Source organism: Kutzneria sp. NPDC051319, assembly GCF_040682195.1.
Classification (GTDB): domain Bacteria; phylum Actinomycetota; class Actinomycetes; order Mycobacteriales; family Pseudonocardiaceae; genus Kutzneria.
On the sequence record NZ_JBFBAM010000054.1, the window covers coordinates 1 to 23,956 of the forward strand.

Sequence of the window (23,956 nt, forward strand, 5' to 3'; positions counted from 1 at the left end):
CTGCACGCCATCGACTTCGACCTCGAAGAGCCGGAGTACGAGAACGACGCGGCGGTCAACAACGAGCTCGGCGCGGCCAAGACGTTGCAGGCCAACAACCCCGGCCTGTTCGTCTCCGTGACCATGCCCGGCACCGCGGCCGGCACCGGCTGGTTCGGCACCCAGCTGCTGGACAAGTCCAAGGCGTTGGGCTTCTCCCCCAACAACTTCTCCATCATGCCGTTCGACGGCGGCTTCGCCGGCGGCTCCGCGCAGACCTCCGCGCTGGAGGGCCTGCACGGCCTGCTGATGAGCCACATGGGCTGGGACAGCACGACCGCGTACGCCCACGAGGGCTTCTCGGGCATGAACGGCCACTCGGACAACGGCGAGGTGTTCGCCCAGTCCGACTTCCAGACCGTCTACGACTACGCCACCAGCCACGGGCTGGGCCGGTTCACGTTCTGGTCGGTCAACCGGGACCGCCAGTGCGGCTCCAGCACCGACAACGGGATCTGCAGCAACATCACGCAGAACGACTGGGACTTCACGAAGTTCACCACCCGCTTCGCCGGCGCGACCCCGCCGCAGTCCCCGCCGCCCAGCACCACCACCACGACCACGACTCCGGGCGGCGGCGGAACCTGCTCGGCCGCGGCGTGGAACGCCACCACCCCGTACAACGGCGGGGCGATCGTCTCCTACGGCGGCCACCAGTGGACGGCCAAGTGGTGGACGCAGGGCGACACCCCCGGCGGCTCGTCGGGCGTCTGGAAGGACGGCGACGTGTGCTGACGGCCCACCACTGACGCCGCTAGGGTGAGGGCCTGGCTCAACGCGTTTCCGGTTGAGCCAGGCCCTCACCGCCGGCGGCGTCGCTGGTTCACTCGTGAGCCGAGAGCCGGGTCAGGGTCGCGTCGCCCGGCCGCCAGGTCGGCACGTGGACGGCAATGTAGCGGGCGGGCCCCTGGAGAGGAACAGTCGTCGTGCGGCCGGCCGGGCCGGGGTTCGGGACGGCGGCGTAGGTGCGGCCGTCGATGCTGGTTTCCACGGTGGCAACGGGTATCCGCCCGGCCGTCCACGCAAGCTCGACGAACGACACCGCCCGCGGCACACCGAGGTCTACGACCATACGTCCGCCTGCCCCGGGCCGCCACGACGTGTCGGGGTTGTCGTCGACGGCGGCGTTCGGCGCGGACATGCCCGGCGGTAGCGGATCGGTCGGGAACGTCGGGACGCCGAGCGCGAAGTCGGCGAGCGGGTACGGTCGCACCTCCGGTGTTTCGACGTGGCGTGGCACGCCCGGCGCCAGGTCGATGCCGTGGACACGCCCGCCGCTGGGTTCGAGGATCACCGCCAGCGCTTGGACATCGCGGGGCAGAGTAAGTGTCACGTGGGCGGCGTCGCTGACTGTTGCCCGCAGGCCGGCCGGTACCGGACGACCGTCCCGGCGGCGCAGGGTGAAGCGGGGCGGCTCGACGCGACCCGACGTGGCCTCGACCTGGACCGGATGGTCGATACCGGCCGCGGTCACGGTCTGGTCGCCGCGATAGAGCCGGAGCGCGCTGGTGCTCTGCGGGACCGAGATCGTCCCCTGGGCCGCCGACCCTCCGAGGTTGAGCAACACGAGGTGGCCGTCGATCGCGGTGACGTGCAGGTCGAGGGAGCCGTGGAACGTCGGGGTGGCCGCCGCGGCGAGGACGGCGAGATCATTGGTGTGCGGATAGCCCTCGACGATGAGAGAGGCGGCCGGGCCGTCGGAGAGGACGATCTGGTCACCGGTGACGGTGATCGGGTGCGGACCGCGGACGACCAGGCCGGCGCGGTCGTCGACGCCGAGCCAGCCGCCGGTGCTGTGCACGGCCGGTGTCGGATACGCCGCGACCGGACGCCAGGTCGCGGCGTCGTCGGAGACTTCGATCCGGAAGGCGCGCCCGGCCGCGGCCTCCCAGGCGAGCCGTATCCGGTCGAAGGTGGCCGGCCCGCCGAGGTCGACCGCCAGCCAGCTGTCCGCCCGTGACCGGTCCGCCTTGGACACTGCCCACCGGGTGGTGGCGAGGCCGTCGGTGGCCAGCGGGGCACTGAAGCCGGTGTCGGCCGACGATGCGGTGGTCGGTTCGCCCTGGGCGAGATCCGGACCACTCTGTCCATTGCGGACCTCGAATGCGTACACGGAGTACCCGTAGGCCGGGTCTGGCCGCACGCCCAGCATCCGAACGTGGCGCGCGCTGACCGCGCCGAAGACGAGGTCGTCGGTCCGGGCACCCGATGTCGGCGCTGGCTGCGCGGGCACGGTGACCGTGCCCTCGGCCGTCGTGTACACCCGGGTGCCGTCGAGACCGGGCACGCCAGGCATGTTCAGGTTGTGGACGGTCAGTGCTCCCTCGCCGCTCGCGGTGCCGGAACTGGCGTAGACCACGGACCCGGTCGGCAGCGTGGCGAAGGCCGCGGTGCCGGCGTCGAAGCGCAGCACGGTGACGCTGCCGTCGAAACCGTCGCGCACGCGGGTGTAGGTGGTGGCGACCCGCCCACGCACGGCGCCGGCCGTGGACGGCAGGAACATCGGCGTGCTGCCGCCGAGCGCGAACAGCCAGTCGTCGTGCCGCGGCTGCCAGGCGAACTTCACGAACGCCGGTTTGCTGACGGCCGCCGCCCACGCGGCCACCGACTGATGGGCGAGCAAGCCGGGGCCGTCCCCGAAGTCCGAGACCCCGGATGCCGCGGCGAAGAAGTCCTCTTCGGACACCGCGTGCACCCGTCCACCCGGTTGCCGCGCGCGCCATTCGTGCAGCAGGTAGCTGATCGCTAGTTCGGCGCGAGCTTCGGGCTCGTACTTCGGCTCACCGGAGAACTTCGTGATCCGGTCGACCGGCGGATAGGCCTGGTAGGGCTCGAGCCGTCGCGCCAACATCGCTTCGGCCGCAGCGGCGTTGCGGTCGCCGAGCACCTGCGCGCGGAACGCGAGCGGAAGGACGTCTCGGCCGTAGAGGTGTTCACGGTCGTCCACCATGGGCATCAGCGGCTCGCCCGCGTCGCTGGCGACCAGCAACATTGTGCGCCAGAGGCGTTCGCCGTTGGGTTGCGCGGTCAGGACTTCGGGCAGCGGTCGGCCCGCGGTGAGGAAGTGGATCGCGTTGCGGCCGGACGTGCGCCAGAGCTCCTCCTGGTAGTGCGGGCCGAACGAGCCGTGATTCTCCACCAGAAAGGTGTCGTACAGGTTGTGGGCGGTGTTCGCGGCGATCGGCACGCCGTCCACCGCCCGGGGGTTCGCCAGGTCCGCCGCGGGCAGGCCGGTCTCGTTGCGGCTCCACCGCCCGAACCAGTCCCGCCACACCGCGGCGCGGGAGTCGCTGGAGGCCCATGCGAGGGCCGGCGCGATCGACTGTGCGTAGACCCCCATCTCCTCGAGTTTCGTGTCACCTTGGAAGCCGCCGGCCAGGCCATGGGGCGTCCAGCCGCCGGAACGGGGATCGTCACCGGAGCCCAGCGATGTCGTGTACGCGGCCTGCTCGGTGGCGATGCGGTCGAGGCCGGCCCGGCTGGCGGAGTCGAGATCAGCCCACAAGAGGCGTCCCGCAAGCTGGAAGTAGAGCTGGAACGTGGTGTCGAAGAACAGCGTGCGGCCCCATTCGGTGCCGCCGTTGAGGAAGTTGGACGCGGTGAACCGCCGGATCGTCGCGATGGTGTGCTCATGCAGGACGTCATCGCTGACGCCGGCAATATCGGCGTCGTAACCGCCGCGCGTCAGCAGCAGCGCATTCCCCAGCACGACCGCGAAGCCGAAGTCCTTCGCGGAGTAGGCGCCGATCGTCGCGTCGAACTGCTGCTCCGCCCACCTGGTGTGCCGCAACAGAACCCGATGATAGATCTCGGCGACGTCGTCCGGAGGTCCCACCGCTGGCGCGCCCGTACGGCCCGGAGCGGACGTGAGCAGCGTGATCCCACCGGCGCCGAGCAGCTGAAGGGCACGCCTGCGGTTGAGCCGTAGGTTCATGCGCGAAGCCCTGCCTTCCGGCGTCGACAACCTTGTCATCAGTGGCCGCCATTGTTGGTCTCCGTGAACGCCGCGGGCAAGACACGTCCGCGATCTCGTCCGGTTCCTGTCCGGTCCGGTGACGAGCGACAGCGTCGACCACCGCGCTCGACTGTCCACAACGGACACCGTGCCGATAAATATCGACGCACGGCCTGCTCCTGCGCACGCTCGACCCAGGCCGCACGCCTCCGATGAGAATGGGCTTCCCACTTGGACGCACCGATTCCGCTCGCGGTTGCGATATCGCGCTGTGTCCCAGATCGCGGTTCCAGCCGCTGTTCCGGACCTACGCTGAGCAGATGATCCAGGCGGCGGACCGGTTCGACCTCGACGAGCAGACCGAGCGGCTACGTCGGCTGGGCCTCAGGGCTGCGGGCTTCGGGATGATCTGGCTGGCCTGCTTCGCGGCGGGTGTGTTGGTGCTCATCGCCGCGGACAACGCGGCGCAGCGGCTGCTGGACACGGGAACGCGGGTGCCAGGGCAGGTGGTCAGCGTCCAGCGGGGCAAGAACAACGCGATCCAGGTGCGCTATCGACCCGTCGGGAGCAAGGACGTCCGCGTCGTGCGGATCGCCTGGGACTCGTCCCGTGACTACGCGTCCGGCGACGAGGTGACCGTCGTCTACGATCCGGCCGACCAAGCGCGGATAAGGACCACCGGAGAACGCAACCTGGACGACAGGTCGAGTTGGGCGCCGGCCGTCGTCCTGTTCGTCGCGGCGGTTCTGGGCATGCCATTCGTCGCGATGGCCGCGGCCGGATGGCGCCGCCGTTACCGCGCCGTGCGCGCCACCGGTTGGCGCACGGCGATCGCCACCCGGATGGTCTACGAACGGGAACGTTCCCGGAAGTTGATCGCGGTGATCGAAGTCGAGTATCCAGACGGTGGCACGGCCGAGCTCGAGCCCGTCGCCTCGTTGCACGGCGCGCTCGGTCCTGTCGGGAAGGCGTGGCGGGTGTGGGTCGGCGGCCGCGATACCGACATGGTCGTGCTCTACCCGCGCGGCCGGTGGCGGGACAAACCCCTCGCCGTCCCGGTGACGGAGAAGTCCGCGCGGCGAGCGAGGCCGAGGCACCGCTCATGGTGAGCAGCGCCGTGACCATGCCGTGCTGTCGACACCGGTCCGGCTGCCACTCAACCGCGACCGGCGGCCGGCGGACATAGTCAGCCCGTCCCGGTCGTGGAGGGTCCCGCGTCGACCCGCGTTCCGGCCTGTCCGCAGCCGCCTCATTGATCGCGCCGGGCGCAGCGCCGGGTCGAGGCTGAGGCGGTGCTGCTGCGTCAGCTGAGCCTCACGAGCAACACGTTCGGATCGACACGGGTGAAGTACGCCCCGCTCGCCACATATGCGGTTGAGCCTCGGACGGCGACGGAAGTCGGGTTGGACAGCCCGTCGGCCGCGGTGAGCACAGTCTGGTGGGTGCCGTCCGGCCGGACGATGCTGACCTGGCTCACGTAGTTCTGCGCGGCCAGCACCGTGTCGCCGACGCCGAGGAACGCGAAGTCGTCGATGGCGGTGATGCCTTGCGCGACAGTGGTGACCACGCCTGCCGCACCATGCGCGCCGATGGCGACGCGCAGGAGTGTGCCCTGGTCGGTGTTGCTCACCCAGACCGCGCCGTTGTGGACTTTGACGCCGTTGGCCGCGATCCCGACACCGGCGGTCGACTCGAATTCCCTTCCCTGCGCCCACAGTGCCGCCGTGCGGGTCGTGAGCGACACCTTCCACACCGTGCCACTGCTGGAATCCGTCGCGTACAGGGCGTTCCCGCCCCGGTCGAACGCCAGACCGTTGAGGGCCTTCACGTCGGGCAGCGCGACGACCTGCGTGGGAACGCCACCGTCCGGACCGATGCGCCAGATTCCCGAGCGAGCGCCCGAGTTGTAGTTCACGTAGAGATAGCCGTCCGGGCCGCGCACGATGCCGGCCGCGGACGCGGCGCCCGTCGCCGGCGCGGGAAGAGTGGCCAGGACCGTGACCGAGCCGTCCGGGGCGACCCGCGCGACCTGCCTGGCCCGGTTGAAGGTGACGTCCAGGGCTCCGCCGGGCTCAAGCGCGATGTTCTCCGGCTGTTGTTGGGCGGTGACGTCGAAGTGGGCGATCTCCCGCACATCTTTCAGCGGGGCGGTGGCGGCGCTTGACGGAACCGCGAACTGGGTGGCGACGAATCCAGCAAGTGCTATGACGCTCAGCACCACGCCGTGACGGTATCGCAAATACTTCTCCTGTCGCGCTATGACGCCTCGATGGATCCGCCGCGACGGGCGCGGCGCCCGAATGATGCTACTCGACGATCCGCCGCACAGAAGCTTTCAAGATCCTGTGAAATTGCTGGGGGCGGGCATCGTGCGCCGATTCCGCGCCTGCGGCACAGAAAACGATTGCAATGAGACTCAGGGTTCTTCCGCGGTGCGCCCGCCGGGACCAGTGAGCGGAACAAGCAAGCTGGCATCGATTCAGCTTGGTCCGATTTTCATCGATGTTCACGAACCCGCCAGTTGTCTGGTACGTCACGTTCGAGGTTCTGCTTGGTGCGGCGCGATACGGCCCGGGCTACTCACAGCTGGCGTGAACATGTTATCGGCGTATCGCCAATGAGCCGACCTGCATTAAAGGCGACGTTCACAGGTTACGCCTAGATTTCCCAGGTTACGTCCAGGTTTGGGTGTTAACCATTGGTTGACGGTGTGCCGCTTGCCCCGAGCTGGACGCGGCACTCCCGCCATTCGGCCACAACATTGCGCCGCCACTTCCGTTACGGAGGAATTGTGAGCGACATGCCCTGGGGGGCGAACCAGTTAGTCGTTCAGCCGGACATCGGGCACTCCGCGGTGTATCCGTCCAGGTCACCGGCAGCGCCACGCACGCTGCTGGACATCCTGGACGCGACGACCGCGGCCTGCCCGGACGCGCTGGCCCTGGACGACGGCAGGACCGCGCTGTCCTACACCGAGTTGGCTGCCGAGGTCGCCACCGTCGCCGACCGCCTGCGCGCATCCGGCGTCGGCGTCGGAGACCGCGTCGGCGTGCGCATCAGCTCAGGCACCGCGAAGCTGTACGTCACGATCCTCGCGGTGATCAGCGCCGGCGGCTGCTACGTCCCGGTCGACGTGGACGATCCGCCGGAGCGAGCCGAACTCGTGTGGAGCGAGGCGGACGCGACCTGTGTGATCACCGACCGGGACGATCCGATCCTGCGCGGACAGCCCGCCGGCAACGCCGGTGTGCCGACGCCCGACGACGACGCGTGGATCATCTTCACGTCCGGATCCACCGGCGCGCCCAAGGGTGTTGCGGTGACCCACCGCAGCGCGGCCGCCTTCGTGGATGCCGAGGCCCGGCTGTTCCTGACCCGCGACCCGATCGGGCCGGGCGACCGGGTGCTGGCCGGCCTGTCGGTGGCCTTCGACGCCTCCTGTGAGGAGATGTGGCTGGCCTGGCGCAATGGCGCGTGTCTGGTCCCGGCGCCGCGATCGCTGGTCAAGTCCGGCGCCGAGCTGGGCGGCTGGCTACGCGACCACCGGATCAGCATGGTTTCGACCGTGCCCACCCTGGCCGCGCTGTGGCCGACCGAGGCGCTGGCCGGAATCCGCCTGGTGATCCTCGGCGGTGAGGCATGCTCACCGGATCTGGCGGCTCGGCTCGCCGACGGCACGCGTGAGGTGTGGAACACCTACGGCCCGACCGAGGCGACGGTCGTGGCCTGCGCCGCGCGACTTGTCGCGGGCGAGTTGGTTCGGATCGGCCTGCCGCTGGACGGCTGGCAGCTGGCCGTCATCGATGCGAACGGGCGTGCCGTCGCATGGGGCGAGACCGGCGAACTGGTGATCGGCGGGGTCGGTCTGGCCCGCTATCTCGACCAGGGCAAGGACGCGGAGCGATTCGCGCCGATGCCCGAGCTCGGCTGGGACCGCGCCTACCGCAGCGGTGACATGGTTCGTGCCGAACCGGACGGTCTGGTCTTCGTCGGACGCGATGACGACCAGGTGAAACTGGGCGGGCGGCGCATCGAACTCGGCGAGATCGACGCCGCGTTGGCTTCCCTGCCCGGCGTGGCCGTCGCCGCCTGCGCCGTGCAGCGTTCCGAGGCCGGCAACCCGGTGCTTGTCGGCTACGTGGTGCTGGACGAAGGCGTGCACGAAGTCGATCGCGCGTTGCTCACACAGCGGCTGCCCGCGGCGATGGTGCCGACGATCGTCGTGCTCGACGATCTGCCGACCCGCACGTCCGGCAAGGTCGACCGCAAAGCCCTGCCCTGGCCGGTGGATCTGCCCGAGCAGGCGCCGCTGGACGGAACCGCGGGCTGGGTCGCCGAACAGTGGCGTGCGGTGCTGGGCCTGCCCGTGGGCGAGGACGACGATTTCTTCGCCGCCGGCGGGACCAGTCTGGCGGCGACGAAGCTGGTGTCGTTGCTGCGCAACCGATGCCCAGCGCTGTCGGTGAACGACGTCTACCGCTGTCCGACGCTGGGCGCGATGGCCGAGCGCGTCGACGAACTCACCACGACGACGGAGGCCGGGCGGTCGGTCCGCCCGGTGCCCCGCCGTGCCGGGGTCGTACAGATGCTGATCACCGTTGCGCTCCAGACGTTCATGGCCGCGCGCTGGCTGGTCGTGCTGGCCACGCTCAACGACGTCGCGGCGGCACTGTTCGGCCCGGAACCGTGGGCGCCGCAGCTGGCGTGGCCGTTCGTGGTCGCGGGCTGGCTGGTGCTGATCACCCTGCCCGGCCGTCTGCTCGTCACGGTCGCGGCCGTGCGCCTGCTCACAGCGAAGATCACGCCCGGCCGGTACCGCCGAGGCGGAAGTGTCCACTTGCGACTCTGGACGGCCGAGCGGTTGGCCGTGCTGAACGGGATCACGGTTGTCGCGGGCACCCACTGGAGCGTCCGTCTGGCCAAGGCGCTGGGCTGCGAAGTCGGCAAGAACGTCCTGCTGCACACGATGCCGCCACTGACCGGGTTGGCCAGCTTCGGCGACGGCGCGGTGGTCGAGCCCGAGGCCGACATCGCCGGTGTCTGGGTCGACGGCGACGAGGTGGAAGTCGGACGGGTCACCATCGGGGCAGGTGCCCGGATCGGCACCCGCAGCACGCTACTGCCCGGCGTCGTCGTGCCGGCCGGGGCCGAGGTGGCGGCCGGCACCGCCGCGACCGGCACCGTGCCGGCCGCGCCCGAGCCCGACGGTTGGCCGAAACCCCGGTCGCTGCGGGGTGGTTGGCGAAAGCTGCCGTACACGGCCGCTCTCCTCCTGCTCGGCCTGTTGCCGGTCGTCGCCGTCGTTCCCGGTCTCGTGCTCACTGGTGTTTTCGTCGATGGCGCAGGAACCTTGAGCCAAGTTCTGCGCGACGTCCTCGACGCCGTCGTGCCGGCCACGATCGCGAGTCTGCTGTGCTATTCCCTGCTCGTCGCCGGACTGATCAGGCTCGCCGCGCTCGGGCTACGACCGGGAGTTCACCGCGCTGACGGGGTCCAAGCGTGGTGCGCCTGGTTGACCGGGCAGCTGATGGCGACGGCTCGCGCCACCCTGTTCCCGGTCTACGCGAGTCTGTTGACCCCGTCATGGCTGCGGCTGTTGGGGGCCAAGGTGGGACGACGAGTGGAAGCATCCACGGTGCTCACCACGCCGAGCCTGCTCACCGTTGGTGATGCGGCGTTCCTCGCCGATGACGCGTTGCTCGCCCCGTACGAACTGCGCGGTGGCTGGCTGCGTATCGGCAGGACCTCTGTTGGTGGCCGGGCTTTCGTCGGCAACTCCGGAATCGTCCATGGTGGACGGTCCATCGCGGACTCCACGTTGATCGGCGTGCTGGCGACCGCGCCGAGGGTGTCCGCACCGGAGTCGTCGTGGCTGGGGCGCCCGGCCATCCGGTTGCCGCGCACCGCCGAGCAGGGCGACTCCGCCCGGACCTACCAGCCGCCTCGACGGCTCGTGCTCGCCCGCGCGCTCGTCGAATGTGGTCGCCTGATTCCGGTGCTGCTGACGGCCACTCTGCTCGAGCTTGTCGTGCTGGCGCTGGAGATCATCGACGTGGACGCCGGCCCGTTCTGGGCGTTCGCCCTGGGTGGGGTGGTCCTGCTCGCCGCCGGTGTGGTCGCGTGCGCGGTGACCACGGCGTCGAAATGGCTGCTGGTGGGCCGGTTCCGGCCTGGGCAGCATCCCCTGTGGTGCTCCTTCGTCTGGCGCAACGAGCTGTACGCCTGCTTCGTCGAGGAACTGGCGGTGCCATGGCTGATCCGAATGTCCCACGGGACGCCGGTGTTGACGATCTGGTTGCGGTCACTGGGCGCGCGGATCGGGCGCGGCGTCTGGTGCGAGACGCATTGGCTGCCGGAGACCGATCTCGTCCACCTGGACACGGGCTCGACGGTCAATCGGGGCAGTGTGGTCCAGACACACCTGTTCCACGACCGGCTGATGCGGCTGGACGAGGTACACGTCGGCGCGGGGGCTACGGTCGGCCCGCACAGCATCGTGTTGCCTGGTTCCCGGACCGGCGACCGGGCCACGCTGGGGCCGGCGTCGCTGGTGATGCGGGGCGAAGAGATCCCTGCCGGCACACGCTGGTTGGGCAACCCGGTGAGCACCTGGTGAATACCTGAGACGACCGGAGCCGACCGCCGTTTGGCGGCGGTCGGCTCCGAGCGCTGAGTGATCGGCCTACCCGAACAGGTTGAGGTCAACGGCGTTGGCGATCGCCTGCAGCCCGGCCTCGTTCGGGTGCAGGTGATCGCCGCTGTCGTAGGCGGGCAGGTAGCGGGTCGAATTGGCCGGGTCGTGCGTCGCCTTGTCCTGATCGACCACGCCGTCACAGTCGCTGCCCGAGCCACGCACGAAGGCGTTCAACGATTCCCGCGCCGTCTCCCCCTGTTGAGTCCAGTAGGACGCGCCCTGATACGGCGTCAGGGTCGAGCACAGGAACTTCAGGCCCTTCTGGTGCGCGCGCGAGATCAACTGCTGCAACCCCGTGATCAGCTGGTTCGCGGTTGGCGGCGGGCTGGTCGACCCCAGGTCGTTGATCGGATCGTCGGAGGAGATCACCCACCTGACGCCGGGCTGAGCCAGGACGTCCCGGTCGAAGCGGTTCAGCGCGCTCGGACCGGCCCCGTCGACCAACAGCCTGTTGCCACTGATGCCCTGGTTCAGCACGCCGACGCCGCGCCCCGAGTTCGCCAGCCGGACGGCCAGGTCGTCGGGCCAGCGCCGGTTCGAGTTCGTCGCGGACGCGACGCCGTCGGTGATCGAGGCGCCGAGGGTCGCCACGGCCCCGACCGCGGCGGTGTTCTGCACGTCCAGATTCGTCAGGAAGAAGTAGCTGCCGGTGGTCTGCGCGCCCGACAGGCCGGCGTTGCCGCTGACGTCGCCGGACGCGACGTAGTTCGTCGCCGTGCCCTGCTGGTGAAAGGTCGACGCTCCGGTCGACTGCGGCAGGTAGATGCTGACCGCGACATCGGACAGCGCCGGCACGGCGAACGCGATCGCGTCGCTGACGGCCGTCCCGCCCGCCGGAATCGTGGTCGAGGTCTGCCCGCCGAAGGTGACGGTGTGATCGGTGCCGGAAGTGGTTGTCGACCCGGAGGAGCGCCGGGCGACGTGCACGTCGGCGATCGCCAGCGGCTGCGAGCCGAAGACGTTCGACACCTCCACGCGTGCGGACGTGCCGCCGATGCTCGTGTGCACGATCTGGCGCAGTGTCTGACGGTTGAACGACCCGCCACCGCTCTGCGGCGACACCGACCAGGTGCCGATCCACGAACTGGCCGCGACATCGGCCGCCGGGGCACCGCGACCGAGCGCGAGCGCTGGTTGGCCGCCGGCGGCGATCATCGCCGCGCAGACGGCGGCGAGCAGGAGATGGCTTCTCATCATGACCCCATATCGATCGTGGTTGGGCACCGGCGCAGGCCGAGTCGGCGGCCAACCGTGGACGAGGCGGAATTCGCCCAGGCGCCAACGTGATCACGTGTGGCGACCACGCGCCTGGCAGCCGGCGCCGAACGTCGGCGTCGGTCTGAGGCGACGCAGGTCAGGGTCTGGCGCGTCGGCGAAGCGCGACCGCCGGACTGGACACCGCCGCTGTCCGCCGGCGAACGGCACCGCCACCAAGTGGGTGTCGAGCGGACATGAGCCCTCCGTGGACGCATCGGTCCCGCGACGTCACGCCGAACACATCGGATGTGTTCTAGCGCACCTGTCGACGTGATGTCCAGGGTCGTGCCAGTTCCCGGATCGGTCACGCAGGCCGATCCTGATTCATAGGATCTCTGGTTCGCGGCCATTGCCGCAGGTCACGCACTTTCATCACGATGACGAACATTTTCTTAATCCAGTCACAACCTTGCCGTCTTCCTGTCGTGCTCTGTACGGTGGCGCGGCTCGACCGTGCGCTTGTCAGAGGTGGCACCGCCTCGCTGTCGACGCCGGCCAGGAGATCACCCGCGTGACACCGCCGCCTCGGGACGGGTTCCGGCCGCCGACCACGTGAGGGCCTGACAAACGCGGGCCGTGACGTCGCCTGGCCTGCCCGATCCCGAGGAGCATCCGATGCTTTGGATCTCGAAGAACCCACATCGCGTGACCGTCGTCCGGCGCCGCTTGGCGGTGGCCGTTGTCGCCATGGCCGGCATGCTGTGGATTCCCTGTGTGTCAGCCGGTATCGCCCCCGCGGCGAGCACAGCGGGGGCGACGACCCCGTTCAGCAGTTACGAGGCCGAGGCCGGCACGGTGGGCGGGGGCGCCAGCAAGGTGTCACTGACCTCGGCGCCGACCACGCAGTACTCAAGCCCGGCGCTGGAGGCATCCGGACACGCCTACGTCCAGCTCACCGGCGCCGGGCAGTCGGTGCAGTGGACCAACAACACCGGCCGGCCGATCAGCTTCGTCAACGTGCGCGCCAGCATTCCGGACTCCGCCTCGGGCGGCGGCATCACCGCGACGCTCGACCTGTACGTCAACGGCGCGTTCCGGCAGGCGCTGAACCTCAACTCAAGGCAGACCTGGATCTACGAAGGCAAGACCTACAACAGCAGCGACGACCAGCAGCCGGCCGACGGCCGACCCCGGGTGTTCTACGACGAGTCGCACGCCTTCGTCACCGGCGCCGCCATCGCCCCCGGCAGCACCTTCGCGCTGAAGAAGGACACGGCGAACGCCGCCGCGTTCTACGACATCGACGTGATCGACGTGGAGAATCCGCCGGCGCCGATCGCGCAGCCCGCCAACTCGATCTCCATCACCAGCTGCGGCGCGGTGTCCGACAGCGCCCCGACCAACGGCGCGGCCGACAGCAGGTCCGTGGACAGCCGCGCGGCGATCCAGAACTGCGTCAACCAGGCGCAGTCGCAGAAGAAGATCCTCTGGATCCCGCAGGGCACCTTCTACATGAAGGGAACCAGCGGCCTGACCGCCAAGGGCATCACCATCGCCGGCGCCGGGATGTGGTACAGCACCGTCTACCGGGATGTGCCGCTGCCCAACAGCACGTCGTTGGGCGCGCTGTTCCAGGTGACGTCCTGCACCGTGCAGAACTTCCACATCGACGCCAACGCGCCCAGCCGCAACACCATCCTGGGCGGTGACGGCGGCGCGATGGACACCACCGGCGCCAACTGGGTGGCCAACGGCCTGTGGACGCAGCACACCGAGTCCGGCTTCTGGGCCTCCGGCACCGGTGGCATCGTGGAGAACAACCGCCTGACCGACATCTGGGCCGACGGGATCAACCTGAACAACCAGGCGCTGGGCGGCGGGGTCGGGAACAGCCTGACGGCGACCGACAACTTCATCCGCGGCAGCGGGGACGACTCGATGGCCGTCAACTCGGTCGCCTACAACATCAGCGGCAGCGGCACGAAGACCACCTACCCGCCGATGTCCGGGATCACCTTCAGCCACAACACCGCGATCGCCCCCTGGGGCGGCAAGGGCATCGGCGTCTACGGCGGCGGCGGCCACCACGTCACCGACAACTACGTCAGCGACACCTCACGGTTCATCGGCCTGGCCGCCGGCCGGTTCGGCGTCAACGGCAGCGACCTGACGTCCGCGACGGTGTCGAACAACGTCATCGTCCGGTCCGGCGGCAACGCCTACGGTCAGCGCCAGCCCGCGGTCCACATCGGCAACGCCAGCGACGGCCAGCAGGTCGGCGCCGTCGCCAACGTCACCGTGTCGGGCAACACCGTCGCCACCTCGTTCTACGACGCCGTCGGCTTCTCCACGTCGACCAAAACCCTGGTGCAGAACAACACGATCACCTCTCCCGGCGGCAACGGCGTCGTGGTCGCACCGCCGAACTACCCGGCGCCCAGCGGCTCCGCCACGATCACCGGCAACACCCTCACCGGACTGCGCACCGGGAACTCCGCGTTCGTCAACAACTCCACCGGCTTCACCGCGACGGTGACCAACAACAGCTGGCAGCTCTAGCACGGCGACGGCCGTCCTTGGCCGGGAATCCAGCTTGTCCTTGCGGCGCAAAAGCAAGGCGACCTTCGCGCCGAGTTCGGCCAGCCGGTCGGCGATGGCGGCGCCGACACGGCTGGCCTACTCAACACGTCGGCCGCCTCGCGCCGGTCACGATGCGTGGGAGGGCAGTCTTCCTTCCCACGGGGTGAGGAAGCAGGTCTTCGCGACGCCCGCGATCGGGTCGCCGCCGAACGCCGCGGTGGTGCACGGCGTGCTCGTGGTGAAGGACTTGAACGCGAACTGACCATTCGCGCCGTATGCCACGGTCTGGAAACCGGAGAAAGAGCAGGTTCCGTTTTCCGTCGCGCACGGTGTTCCGTACCCGTTCGGGCCACCGACCCGCGCATAGCACGCCTTGGCGACGGTCGCGATCGGGTCACCGCCGAACCCGCTGTTGGCGCAGGGTATCGAGCCGTTCGCGGTCGCGGTGGCGAAGGCGCCGTTCGCGCCATAAGAAATCGTCTGTGAACCGACGACGGTACAGGTGCCGCCCTCGGTGGCGCACTGGCTGAAGCCGCCGGCGGGCGCGCCGCCTGGCGCCGGGTAACAGGACTTCGTGACACCGAAGAGCGGGTCGCCGCCGAACACTGCTGTCGAGCACTCGGTGGTCGAGGACAAGATCCGGTAGGTGAACGCGCCATTGGCGCCGTAGGCCACCATTCGCGTGGAGCCCACCGCGCAGGCGCCGCCCTCTGACGCGCAGGCGGTGTAGCCGCTTGGCCCACCGGTCGGCGCGACGTAGCACGACTTCACCTTCCCGAATGCCGGGTCGCCGCCGAACTGGGACGGCACACAGGAAATGCCGTTCGTCGCGGCGCGATAGACATAACCGCCGGCGCCGTAGGCCACCATCGCGGTCCCGCTGAACGAACACGCGCCGCCTTCGCCTGCGCAGCGGGAGAATCCGGCGGGAACCTCGGTTGCGGGTAGGACGGCCCGCCCGCTGACGCTCACCGAGAACTTGAGGGACCGGTTGGCTTCGGCGGTGAAGCTGGCGCCGGTGTCGCTGCTGTACGCCTGTCCCCCGCCCGGGTAGGGCGCGGAGTCGTTGTGCAGCATGCCGTAGCAGCCGGTGGTGTTGGCCGAGTGGACCACGATGCCGTAGCGAAGGCCCGCCGTGACCGGAATGTTCGGGTGGACGGTGACGTCGCGAGGTGACCAGCCCACGGTCGAGGACGGCACCCGGTTGGCACTGAGCACGGCACCGACCGGCTGGAACGCGTCATTCGCCTGGTAGACGTCGATCTGCAGGTCGGCATCCGGGTTGCCGCTCTTGAAGGTGGTGTACGTGGCTGCGCTGAGCGTGCCGGTGCGGCCGGCGACAAAGGTCTGGATGCGCTCGATCGAGCGGCCGACATCGCAGTACGAGCTGAACCCGCTGACCCCGTCGGACTGGTCGATGTCGACGGGTTGTTGCTGGCTGCCGGCCGAACCGGTGCTCAACTCCAGCGAGAACGACCGCGGACAGGTGATCGGGGAGATCGCGCCACTGGACGTGAAGCTCAACGGTGCCCAGAAGAAGTTGGCCAGCGCCTCGTTGCTCGCGCCGTTGTTCCACAGATCACTGGCATACAGATACGTCGTGCCGTTCGTGGTGGGGATCGCCGAGACGAACGCGGGCTGCCCGCCACAGGAGGCGGTGGTGAGCTTCGTACCGGCGGACCAGGCGCCCAACGGAGACGAGGCCGTGCGGTAGGACGTGCCGGTGCCACCGCAGTAGCCGCAGTTCGGATCGGAGTAGGTGGTGTAGTAGACGCCGTTGCGCTTGAACAGCCCACCTGCTGCACATCGACTCGAGCATCCAGGGCGACCGTTCCGTCAGCCGCAAGCTCACCGCGCGCGCAGCGGACGTCTGGCGCGCCGCGCACCCCGAAAGCACCGTCACCTACCGGGATCTGGGCAGCCACCCCGTGCCGCACCTCGACGCGATCACCGGCCCGGCCCGGCTGCTGCCCGCCGAGCGGCACACCCCGGTCCAGGCCGCCTCGTGGGCACTCACCGAAGAACTGGTCAACGAGATCAAGGCGGCCGACACGGTCCTGTTGGGACTTCCGCTGTACAACTTCGGGCCGCCCAGCAGCGTCAAGGCGTGGGTGGACCATCTCATCGCCTCCGGACTGTCCATCGACGCCGAGACCCACGCCCCTTTGCTCGGCGGCCGCGAGTTCGTCGTGCTCGCCAGCCGGGGCGGGGGCTACAACGAAGGCACGCCCCGCCACGGATGGGACCACGCGGAACCGTGGCTTCCGCATGCCCTGGCGTCGACCGGCCTGCAACCCCGCTTCATCACCGCCCAGCTCACCCTCGCCCACACCACCCCGGCCATGGCGGAGCTGATCCCGCTGGCCGAGCAGAGCCTGGCCGAGGCCGAGCGCGCCGTCGACGAGCTGTGGACCCCGGCAACCGCACTGGTCTGAGGCATCTCCTCAGGTCACCCGCTCTGACGGCCATCAGCGCACCGGGGCCGAGGGGGCTTGGCGGCAGCCGCCGCCAAGCCCCCTGGCGACTACTCGTAGCCGAGGACCTTGAAGTCCGCGCTGACGAAGACGTGGTGCGGCCAGTTGATGCTGATGTTGTGGACCTCGTACTCGCCGTCGCTCAGCCGGACCACACGGTCGACGATGCCGCCGGGGACAACGGCCTGCGCGGCGGCCGTCGCCTTGTCCGCGGTCGTTCCGCTGACGATGGTCCCGTCTCCCTCGGTGTAGTCCGACGGGATCTGACCGACCGACTTCGGCGGTGAGGGCTGGCCCTGCTGGAACGCGATCACCCCGGCCGCCTCGGCGGCCGCCGCCCCGCCATCGCCGCCGGGTTGCACGACAACCTGCGACGCCGTGATGGCCGCGCTGTCGACCAGCCCGAGAACGAACACGCTCTCACCGGTCTTCACGACATTCACCGAGGCGGGATGATTGCCCACCTTGTACTTGGTCGAGGAATCCTCGGTCACGGTGACCTCGACACCCGTAGCCGTGGCAAAGGTGAAGCCGGTAGCGGACTTCGAGTCGATGATGCCCGTCGCACCACCGTCCGCCGGCCCGGCCGCGGGGCCGCCGCCGACGGGCGGTGCGGCGGCCGCGGAAGCCGTGCCGGCGCCGAGCAGCCCGGCCGCCGCACACGTCAGACCCACCGCCGCGATCAACGCGCCGCTCTTCTTCGACAGCAAGCTGATATTCACAACGTCCCTCCACAGTGGATAACTGCTCGCGATCGAGCAACTACCCAGAGCCTGCCCGTAGTTCGTGGGAGGAGGCTGGGCTCACCCTGTGAAGAACTTTTGACTGCCAACACTCACATTCCCGGACAGCCACAAGGGCGGGGCGTACCCCCGGATGTTGGACACGGGTTATGCGACTTCGGGAAGCGTAGCCGATGTTGAGCCGGGCTGTTCTCGTAGGCGATCGGGGACCGCTGCCTGAGGCGAGACGGGTGTTGAAGCGATGCGCGCAGCCGAACGCCGGCAGCCGTGCTTCTCTTGCGGTGCCCAGCTTCCGGCGCCCTGCTGGGTCTCACGTTTGAACGACGCGTTCAGGCTCCCGGCGGCGGCGTTGTCCGCCGAGCTGCCGACAGCGCCCATCGACTGGGCCACCCCCGCCGCCTGACAGGCCTGCGCGAACGTCCGAGACACATACTGCCCCGTGGTCGGAGTGGAAGACCACCCCGGCCAGATTGCCCCGGACGGGTGACCGCTCGGATGCTGCGGGATGGCGCCCGGGGAACTCCGAGCGCCTGCAAGATCCACGACAACGCAAAGGCTGGTCAGCCGGAAGCCGGGCATGGCGCTGCTGCCGTCGCCGGCGCCGTCGCGAGAGGGCCGGTCTGTCTGACGGAGACGAGGACGGCCCCGCCGGCTGCGGATCTGAACCGGCGGGGCCTGGAGGAACCGATCTCTAGAAACCTGGTCCCTCCGCGAGCAGGGATAGCCCGGTTCTGATCTTCCAAAACCCGTTCCGGCTGGACTGTCGGACTGCCTCGGTACTATTCCCGTTCAGGTGCGTTGAGCAAGCAGCGGCCGTCGTAAGAGTCCTTACGATCACCGCTGGTCATGGTGCGCAGCCTGGGCCGGCCAGACCGAGGGAGACCTCGTCCGATGACGGACCAAGCATTGCCCGCCGCCGCTCAGATCGCCGAGATCGCCAGCGCGGTGCAAGAGCTGACCTCTGTGCTCGCGCGGACCACCAACAAGGAGACAATTCTCCAGGCCGTGGCCGAGCAGGTGGTCAGCGTGGTGCCCGGCGCCGACATGGCCTCCATCACCGTCCTGGGCGAAGCCGGGCCCTACACCAGCGCCTCGACCGACCCACGGGCCTGGCACATCGACGACGCGCAGTACGCCGAGAACGACGGTCCCTGCCTGCGCGCCGCACGAACGGGCGCGCTCGTGCGCATTGAGGTGCCGACGGCCGCCGAGTTGTGGCCGACCTTCACGAGTGTGTCCCAGGAGATCGGGGTCGGCAGTTTCCTGGCGGCGCCGCTGACCGTGGAGCGGCACGCGGCCGGCGCGGTGAACTTGTTCAGTTTCGGCACGCACGGTTTCCACGAGATCGACGCCCAGTTCCTCCGGTTGTACACGGTCGTCGCCCAGGCGGCCATGCACTCGGTCGGGCAGGCGCGGGTGGCCGAGGAGGTCGAGCAGTTGCGCGTGGCGATGGCATCTCGGGCCGTGATCGAGCAGGCCAAGGGGATCTTGATGGCGGTGCGCGGGCTCACCGAGGACCAGGCGTTCCAGGCGTTGGTGTCACAGTCGCAGCGGGACAACGTGAAGCTGCGTGTCCTGGCTCGTCGGTTCGTCGCGATGGCCACCGGCGGCGCTGCCGGGTCCGCTGCGGAGGACGGAGATTCCAGTGCCCGGTAGGCCACGGCTTCTGCGGTCCTGCGGGGGTTGCTGTGTTGTCGGCGAGCGAGTGGAACGGGGTTGGCGATGAGTGACACGGCGACGCTGGAGGTCGAACAGGTCGGCGAGCCGCAATTGCGTCAGCTGCTGGCGGGGTTGACGGCGGTGCGCGACGGCGACTTCGGCACACGGCTGCCGGACGACTCGGAGGGCTTGCTGGGCGAGATCGCCGGCGTGTTCAACGGCATGGTCGACCAGCTGTCGCTGTTCACGTCCGAGGTGACCCGGGTGGCCCGCGAGGTCGGCACCGAGGGCCGGCTCGGCGGGCAGGCCAAGGTGCCGAGCGTGTCGGGCACCTGGAAGGACCTGACCGACTCGGTGAACGCGATGGCCGGCAACCTGACCAGTCAGGTCCGTGACATCGCCCAGGTCGCCACCGCGGTGGCTCGGGGCGACCTGTCGCAGAAGATCGACGTGGACGCGCAGGGCGAGATCCTGGAGCTGAAGGAAACCGTCAACACGATGGTCGACCAGCTCTCGGCCTTCGCCGACGAAGTCACCCGGGTGGCCCGCGAGGTCGGCAGCGAGGGCCAGCTCGGCGGTCAGGCCGACGTCCAGGGCGTGTCGGGGACGTGGCGGGACCTGACGGACTCGGTGAACTTCATGGCCGGCAATCTCACCGACCAGGTCCGCAACATCGCCCAGGTGACCACGGCGGTGGCCAAGGGCGACCTGTCGCAGAAGATCACCGTCACCGCCAAGGGCGAGATCCTGGAGCTCAAGAACACCATCAACACGATGGTCGACCAGCTCTCGGCCTTCGCCGACGAAGTCACCCGGGTCGCCCGCGAGGTCGGCACCGACGGGCGCCTCGGCGGTCAGGCCGACGTGAAGGGCGTGTCGGGGACGTGGCGGGACCTGACGGACTCGGTGAACTTCATGGCCGGCAACCTGACCGACCAGGTGCGATCCATCGCCCAGGTCGCGACCGCGGTCGCGAAGGGCGACCTGTCGCAGAAGATCATCGTGACGGCCCGGGGCGAGATCCTGGAGCTGAAGAACACCATCAACACGATGGTCGACCAGCTGTCGGCCTTCGCCGACGAGGTGACGCGGGTAGCGCGGGAGGTCGGCACCGAGGGGCGTCTCGGCGGCCAGGCCGACGTCAAGGGTGTCTCCGGCACCTGGAAGGCGCTCACCGAGTCGGTGAACGTCATGGGCGACAACCTCACCGCGCAGGTGCGGTCGATCGCCCAGGTGACCACCGCGGTGGCCAAGGGCGACCTGTCACAGAAGATCCGGGTCGACGCCCGCGGCGAGATCCTGGAGCTCAAGGAGACCATCAACACGATGGTCGACCAGCTCTCGGCCTTCGCCGACGAGGTGACGCGGGTGGCCCGTGAGGTCGGCACCGAGGGCAACCTCGGCGGTCAGGCGACCGTGCGGGGCGTGTCGGGCACCTGGAAGGACCTGACCGACAACGTCAACGTGATGGCGTCCAACCTGACCGGCCAGGTCCGCTCGATCGCCCAAGTGGCGACCGCGGTGGCCAAGGGCGACCTGTCGCAGAAGATCACCGTCGAGGCCAAGGGCGAGGTCGCCGCACTGGCCGGCGTGATCAACACGATGGTGGACACGCTGTCGGCGTTCGCCGACGAGGTGACCCGTGTCGCCCGTGAGGTCGGCACCGAGGGCATGCTCGGCGGCCAGGCCCGGGTGCCCAACGTGGCGGGCACCTGGAAGGACCTGACCGACAACGTCAACTCGATGGCCAACAACCTCACCAACCAGGTCCGCAACATCGCCCAGGTGACCACCGCCGTCGCCCAGGGCGATCTGTCCAAGAAGATCGACGTCGACGCGCGGGGCGAGATCCTGGAGCTGAAGACGACCATCAACACGATGGTCAACCAGCTCTCGGCGTTCGCCGACGAGGTGACCCGGGTGGCCCGCGAGGTCGGCACCGAAGGCCGACTGGGCGGCCAGGCCGAGGTCGAGGGCGTCTCCGGCACCTGGAAGCGGCTCACCGAGAACGTCAACGAGCTGGCCGGCAACCTGACCCGACAGGTGCGGGCCATCGCCAAGGTCACCAGCGCCGTCGCCGAAGGCGACCTGACCCGCTCGATCACCGTCGAGGCGTCCGGCGAGGTCGCCGAGCTCAAAGACAACATCAACTCGATGGTGCAGTCGCTGCGTGAGACCACCAGCGCCAACCAGGACCAGGACTGGCTGAAATCCAACCTGGCTGGCATCTCCGAGCTGATGCAGGGCCGCCGGGACCTTGCGGTCGTCGCCGACCTGGTGATGGACCAGTTGACGCCACTGGTCGGCTGCCAGTACGGGGCGTTCTACCTGACCGAGGAGGGCGATCGCGTTCCGCACCTGCGTTTGATCGGCTCCTACGGCCACCCCGACGACCAGGGGAACGGCGGCCAGCCGACGCGGTTCCGCTGGGGACAGTCGCTGGTCGGGCAGGCCGCGCGCGGCAAGCGGACGATCGCGCTGGAGGAGGCGCCCGCTGACTACGTGACGATCTCCTCGGGGCTGGGGCGGACCGCCGCCCGCACGGTGATCGTGCTGCCGATTGTGGTCGAGGGCCAGGTGCTGGGCGCGATCGAGCTGGCCTCGGCCCACCAGTTCACTCTGATCCAGCGGGCCTTCCTGGAACAGCTGATGGGCACCATCGGTGTCAACCTGAACACCATCATGGCCAACGCCCGCACCGACGAGCTGCTGGACCAGTCCCAGCGGCTGACCGCCGAGCTCCAGACGCGCTCGGAGGAACTGCAGGCCCGTCAGGAGGAACTCCAGCTCTCCAACGCCGAACTCGAGGAGAAAGCCGCCCTGCTGGCCACCCAGAACCGCGACATCGAGACCAAGAACCTGGAGATCGAGCAGGCCCGCCAGGAGCTCGAGACCCGCGCTCAGCAGCTTGCGCTGGCCTCCAAGTACAAGTCCGAGTTCCTCGCGAACATGTCCCACGAGCTGCGCACGCCGTTGAACAGCCTGCTTATCCTGGCCCAGCTCTTGGCGCAGAACCCCTCTCGGAACCTGACGCCCAAGCAGGTCGAGTACGCCACCATCATCCACTCCGCCGGCTCGGACCTGCTCCAGCTGATCAACGACATCCTGGACCTGTCCAAGGTGGAGGCCGGCAAGATGGACATCAGTCCCGAACGGATCCCATTGCGGCAGCTGCTGGACTATGTCGACGCCACCTTCCGGCCGCTGACCACGGAGAAGAGCCTCGGCTTCCACATCACCACCGCCCCCGGGCTGCCGGCCGAGGTGCTCACCGACGACTCCCGGTTGCGGCAGATCCTGCGCAACCTGGTGTCCAATGCCGTGAAGTTCACCGAGAACGGCAGCGTCGAGCTGCGCATCGAGCCCGCCGACCAGGGGCAGCTCCCGCCGACCGTTCGCTGGCACGGCGCCGCACTGGCGTTCTATGTGGTCGATACCGGCATCGGAATCGCCGAGCAGCAGCTGGAGACCATCTTCGGCGCCTTCCAGCAGGCCGACGGCACCACCAGTCGCAAGTACGGCGGAACCGGCCTGGGACTGTCGATCAGCCGGGAGATCGCCCAGCTGCTGGGCGGCGCGATCACCGCGTACAGCACGCTGGGCAAGGGCAGCACCTTCACTCTCTATCTGCCGGTCGCGCGGCCCGATTTCCAGACCGCGCCGGCCGAACCCGCCGCCCGGCCGGAACTGGACCGTGCCGTGGCCGTGGCGGAACTCGTGGCATCGACCTCGACGAACTCCGCCCGGCCGACGAAGCGGCTGCTCGTGATCGAGGAGCGCCCGCAGGGCCTGCTGTCGCTGGTGGCGCAGAGCGCGCTGGCCGACCTCGGACAGGGCCAGATCTTGACTCAGGACGCCCCGGTCGAGGTCACCACAGCCATTGGCCCGGAGGAGGCTGCGGCGCAGCTGGCCGCGCAGCCCTACCACTGCGTCGTGCTGCAGCTGGACATGCCCGACAACGGCGGCATCCGCTTTTTGCAAGCCCTCGGCGGAGACCCCGGACTGCGCGCCGTGCCGGTGCTGGCGCACAGCACCCGGCTGGTGTCCCCGGAGCAGGAGCACACAGTCGCCGCGCAGGCCGACGCGCAGCCACTGGAGCTGATCGCGAGCCTGGACGAGCTGCGTGAGCGGATCGCGCTGCATTTGAGCGCCGAGCAACCCGGCGACGTGCTGCCGCTCGTCCGGGCCGACGAGCCTGTGCCGGTCGCGGTGCTGGACGAGGGCGTCGACGAGGGGCTGGCCGGACGGACGGTCTTGGTGGTCGACGACGACGCTCGCAACGTGTTCGCGTTGACCAGCATTCTGGAGCTGCACGGCCTTCGTGTGCTGCACGCCGACAACGGCCGGTCGGGCATCGAGATGCTCGCCGCCCACCCCGAGGTGGAGTTGGTGCTGATGGACGTGATGATGCCGGAGATGGACGGTTACACCGCCACAACCGCGATCCGAGCCATGCCCGAGCACGCCGACCTGCCCATCATCACGGTCACCGCCAAGGCGATGCCCGGCGACGGGGAGAAGAGCCTCGCCTCCGGCGCCAACGACTACGTCACCAAGCCGGTGGACACCAGCGACGTGATCGCGCGCATTCACCGCTGGCTGCAGGACTGACCCG

12 protein-coding genes and 1 pseudogene are annotated in these 23,956 nt (G+C 69.2%); 7 read left to right on the forward strand and 6 right to left on the reverse strand.

The genetic code is table 11. The features are described from left to right. A partial coding sequence (locus tag AB0M73_RS35770) for a carbohydrate-binding protein (protein ID WP_363900497.1) occupies nucleotides 1-774 on the forward strand: 774 nt, incomplete at its 5' end. 88 nt (nucleotides 775-862) lie between these two features. On the opposite strand, the gene AB0M73_RS35775 is transcribed toward AB0M73_RS35770, so the two are convergent. Beyond that, complete coding sequence (locus tag AB0M73_RS35775; protein ID WP_363900500.1) at nucleotides 863-3,829, reverse strand: discoidin domain-containing protein; 2,967 nt, start codon at nucleotides 3,827-3,829, stop codon at nucleotides 863-865. Nucleotides 3,830-4,314: 485 nt separating this feature from the next. On the opposite strand from AB0M73_RS35775, the gene AB0M73_RS35780 reads away from it, so the two are divergent. Beyond that, nucleotides 4,315-5,103 (forward strand): DUF3592 domain-containing protein, encoded by a 789-nt coding sequence (locus AB0M73_RS35780; protein ID WP_363900503.1) that lies wholly within the window; start codon nucleotides 4,315-4,317, stop codon nucleotides 5,101-5,103. A gap of 194 nt (nucleotides 5,104-5,297) precedes the next feature. Here the strand turns inward: AB0M73_RS35780 and AB0M73_RS35785 are convergent, their stop codons facing one another. Continuing rightward, nucleotides 5,298-6,215: a hypothetical protein gene (locus AB0M73_RS35785; protein ID WP_363900506.1), complete on the reverse strand. Its 918-nt coding sequence runs from the start codon at nucleotides 6,213-6,215 to the stop codon at nucleotides 5,298-5,300. Nucleotides 6,216-6,794: 579 nt separating this feature from the next. On the opposite strand from AB0M73_RS35785, the gene AB0M73_RS35790 reads away from it, so the two are divergent. Further along, a complete protein-coding gene (locus AB0M73_RS35790; protein WP_363900509.1) occupies nucleotides 6,795-10,610 on the forward strand; it encodes a Pls/PosA family non-ribosomal peptide synthetase in 3,816 nt (1,271 codons plus the stop codon). Between the two features lie 66 nt (nucleotides 10,611-10,676). Here the strand turns inward: AB0M73_RS35790 and AB0M73_RS35795 are convergent, their stop codons facing one another. Further along, the gene (locus AB0M73_RS35795; protein WP_363900512.1) at nucleotides 10,677-11,882 is read right to left on the reverse strand and encodes an SGNH/GDSL hydrolase family protein; all 1,206 of its coding nucleotides are present in this window, start codon (nucleotides 11,880-11,882) and stop codon (nucleotides 10,677-10,679) included. Nucleotides 11,883-12,560: 678 nt separating this feature from the next. On the opposite strand from AB0M73_RS35795, the gene AB0M73_RS35800 reads away from it, so the two are divergent. Then, nucleotides 12,561-14,444 carry a right-handed parallel beta-helix repeat-containing protein gene (locus tag AB0M73_RS35800; RefSeq protein WP_363900515.1) on the forward strand — a complete coding sequence of 628 codons (1,884 nt, stop codon included), beginning with the start codon at nucleotides 12,561-12,563 and terminating at the stop codon, nucleotides 14,442-14,444. 147 nt (nucleotides 14,445-14,591) lie between these two features. Here AB0M73_RS35800 and AB0M73_RS35805 read toward each other — a convergent pair whose 3' ends face one another. Next, nucleotides 14,592-16,157, reverse strand: coding sequence for a hypothetical protein (locus AB0M73_RS35805; protein ID WP_363900518.1), 1,566 nt, complete (start codon nucleotides 16,155-16,157; stop codon nucleotides 14,592-14,594). A gap of 104 nt (nucleotides 16,158-16,261) precedes the next feature. On the opposite strand from AB0M73_RS35805, the gene AB0M73_RS35810 reads away from it, so the two are divergent. Beyond that, nucleotides 16,262-16,900 (forward strand): NAD(P)H-dependent oxidoreductase, encoded by a 639-nt coding sequence (locus AB0M73_RS35810; RefSeq protein ID WP_363900621.1) that lies wholly within the window; start codon nucleotides 16,262-16,264, stop codon nucleotides 16,898-16,900. Between the two features lie 89 nt (nucleotides 16,901-16,989). On the opposite strand, the gene AB0M73_RS35815 is transcribed toward AB0M73_RS35810, so the two are convergent. Continuing rightward, the gene (locus AB0M73_RS35815; RefSeq protein WP_363900521.1) at nucleotides 16,990-17,661 is read right to left on the reverse strand and encodes a hypothetical protein; all 672 of its coding nucleotides are present in this window, start codon (nucleotides 17,659-17,661) and stop codon (nucleotides 16,990-16,992) included. 330 nt (nucleotides 17,662-17,991) lie between these two features. Then, a pseudogene (locus AB0M73_RS35820) lies at nucleotides 17,992-18,160 on the reverse strand (IS3 family transposase); the annotation flags it as partial. 413 nt (nucleotides 18,161-18,573) lie between these two features. Here AB0M73_RS35820 and AB0M73_RS35825 point away from each other — a divergent pair. Then, on the forward strand, nucleotides 18,574-19,338 hold the full coding sequence (locus tag AB0M73_RS35825; RefSeq protein WP_363900524.1) for a GAF and ANTAR domain-containing protein: 765 nt from the start codon (nucleotides 18,574-18,576) through the stop codon (nucleotides 19,336-19,338). A gap of 66 nt (nucleotides 19,339-19,404) precedes the next feature. Continuing rightward, nucleotides 19,405-23,952: a HAMP domain-containing protein gene (locus AB0M73_RS35830; protein ID WP_363900527.1), complete on the forward strand. Its 4,548-nt coding sequence runs from the start codon at nucleotides 19,405-19,407 to the stop codon at nucleotides 23,950-23,952. Nucleotides 23,953-23,956: the final 4 nt, after the last annotated feature.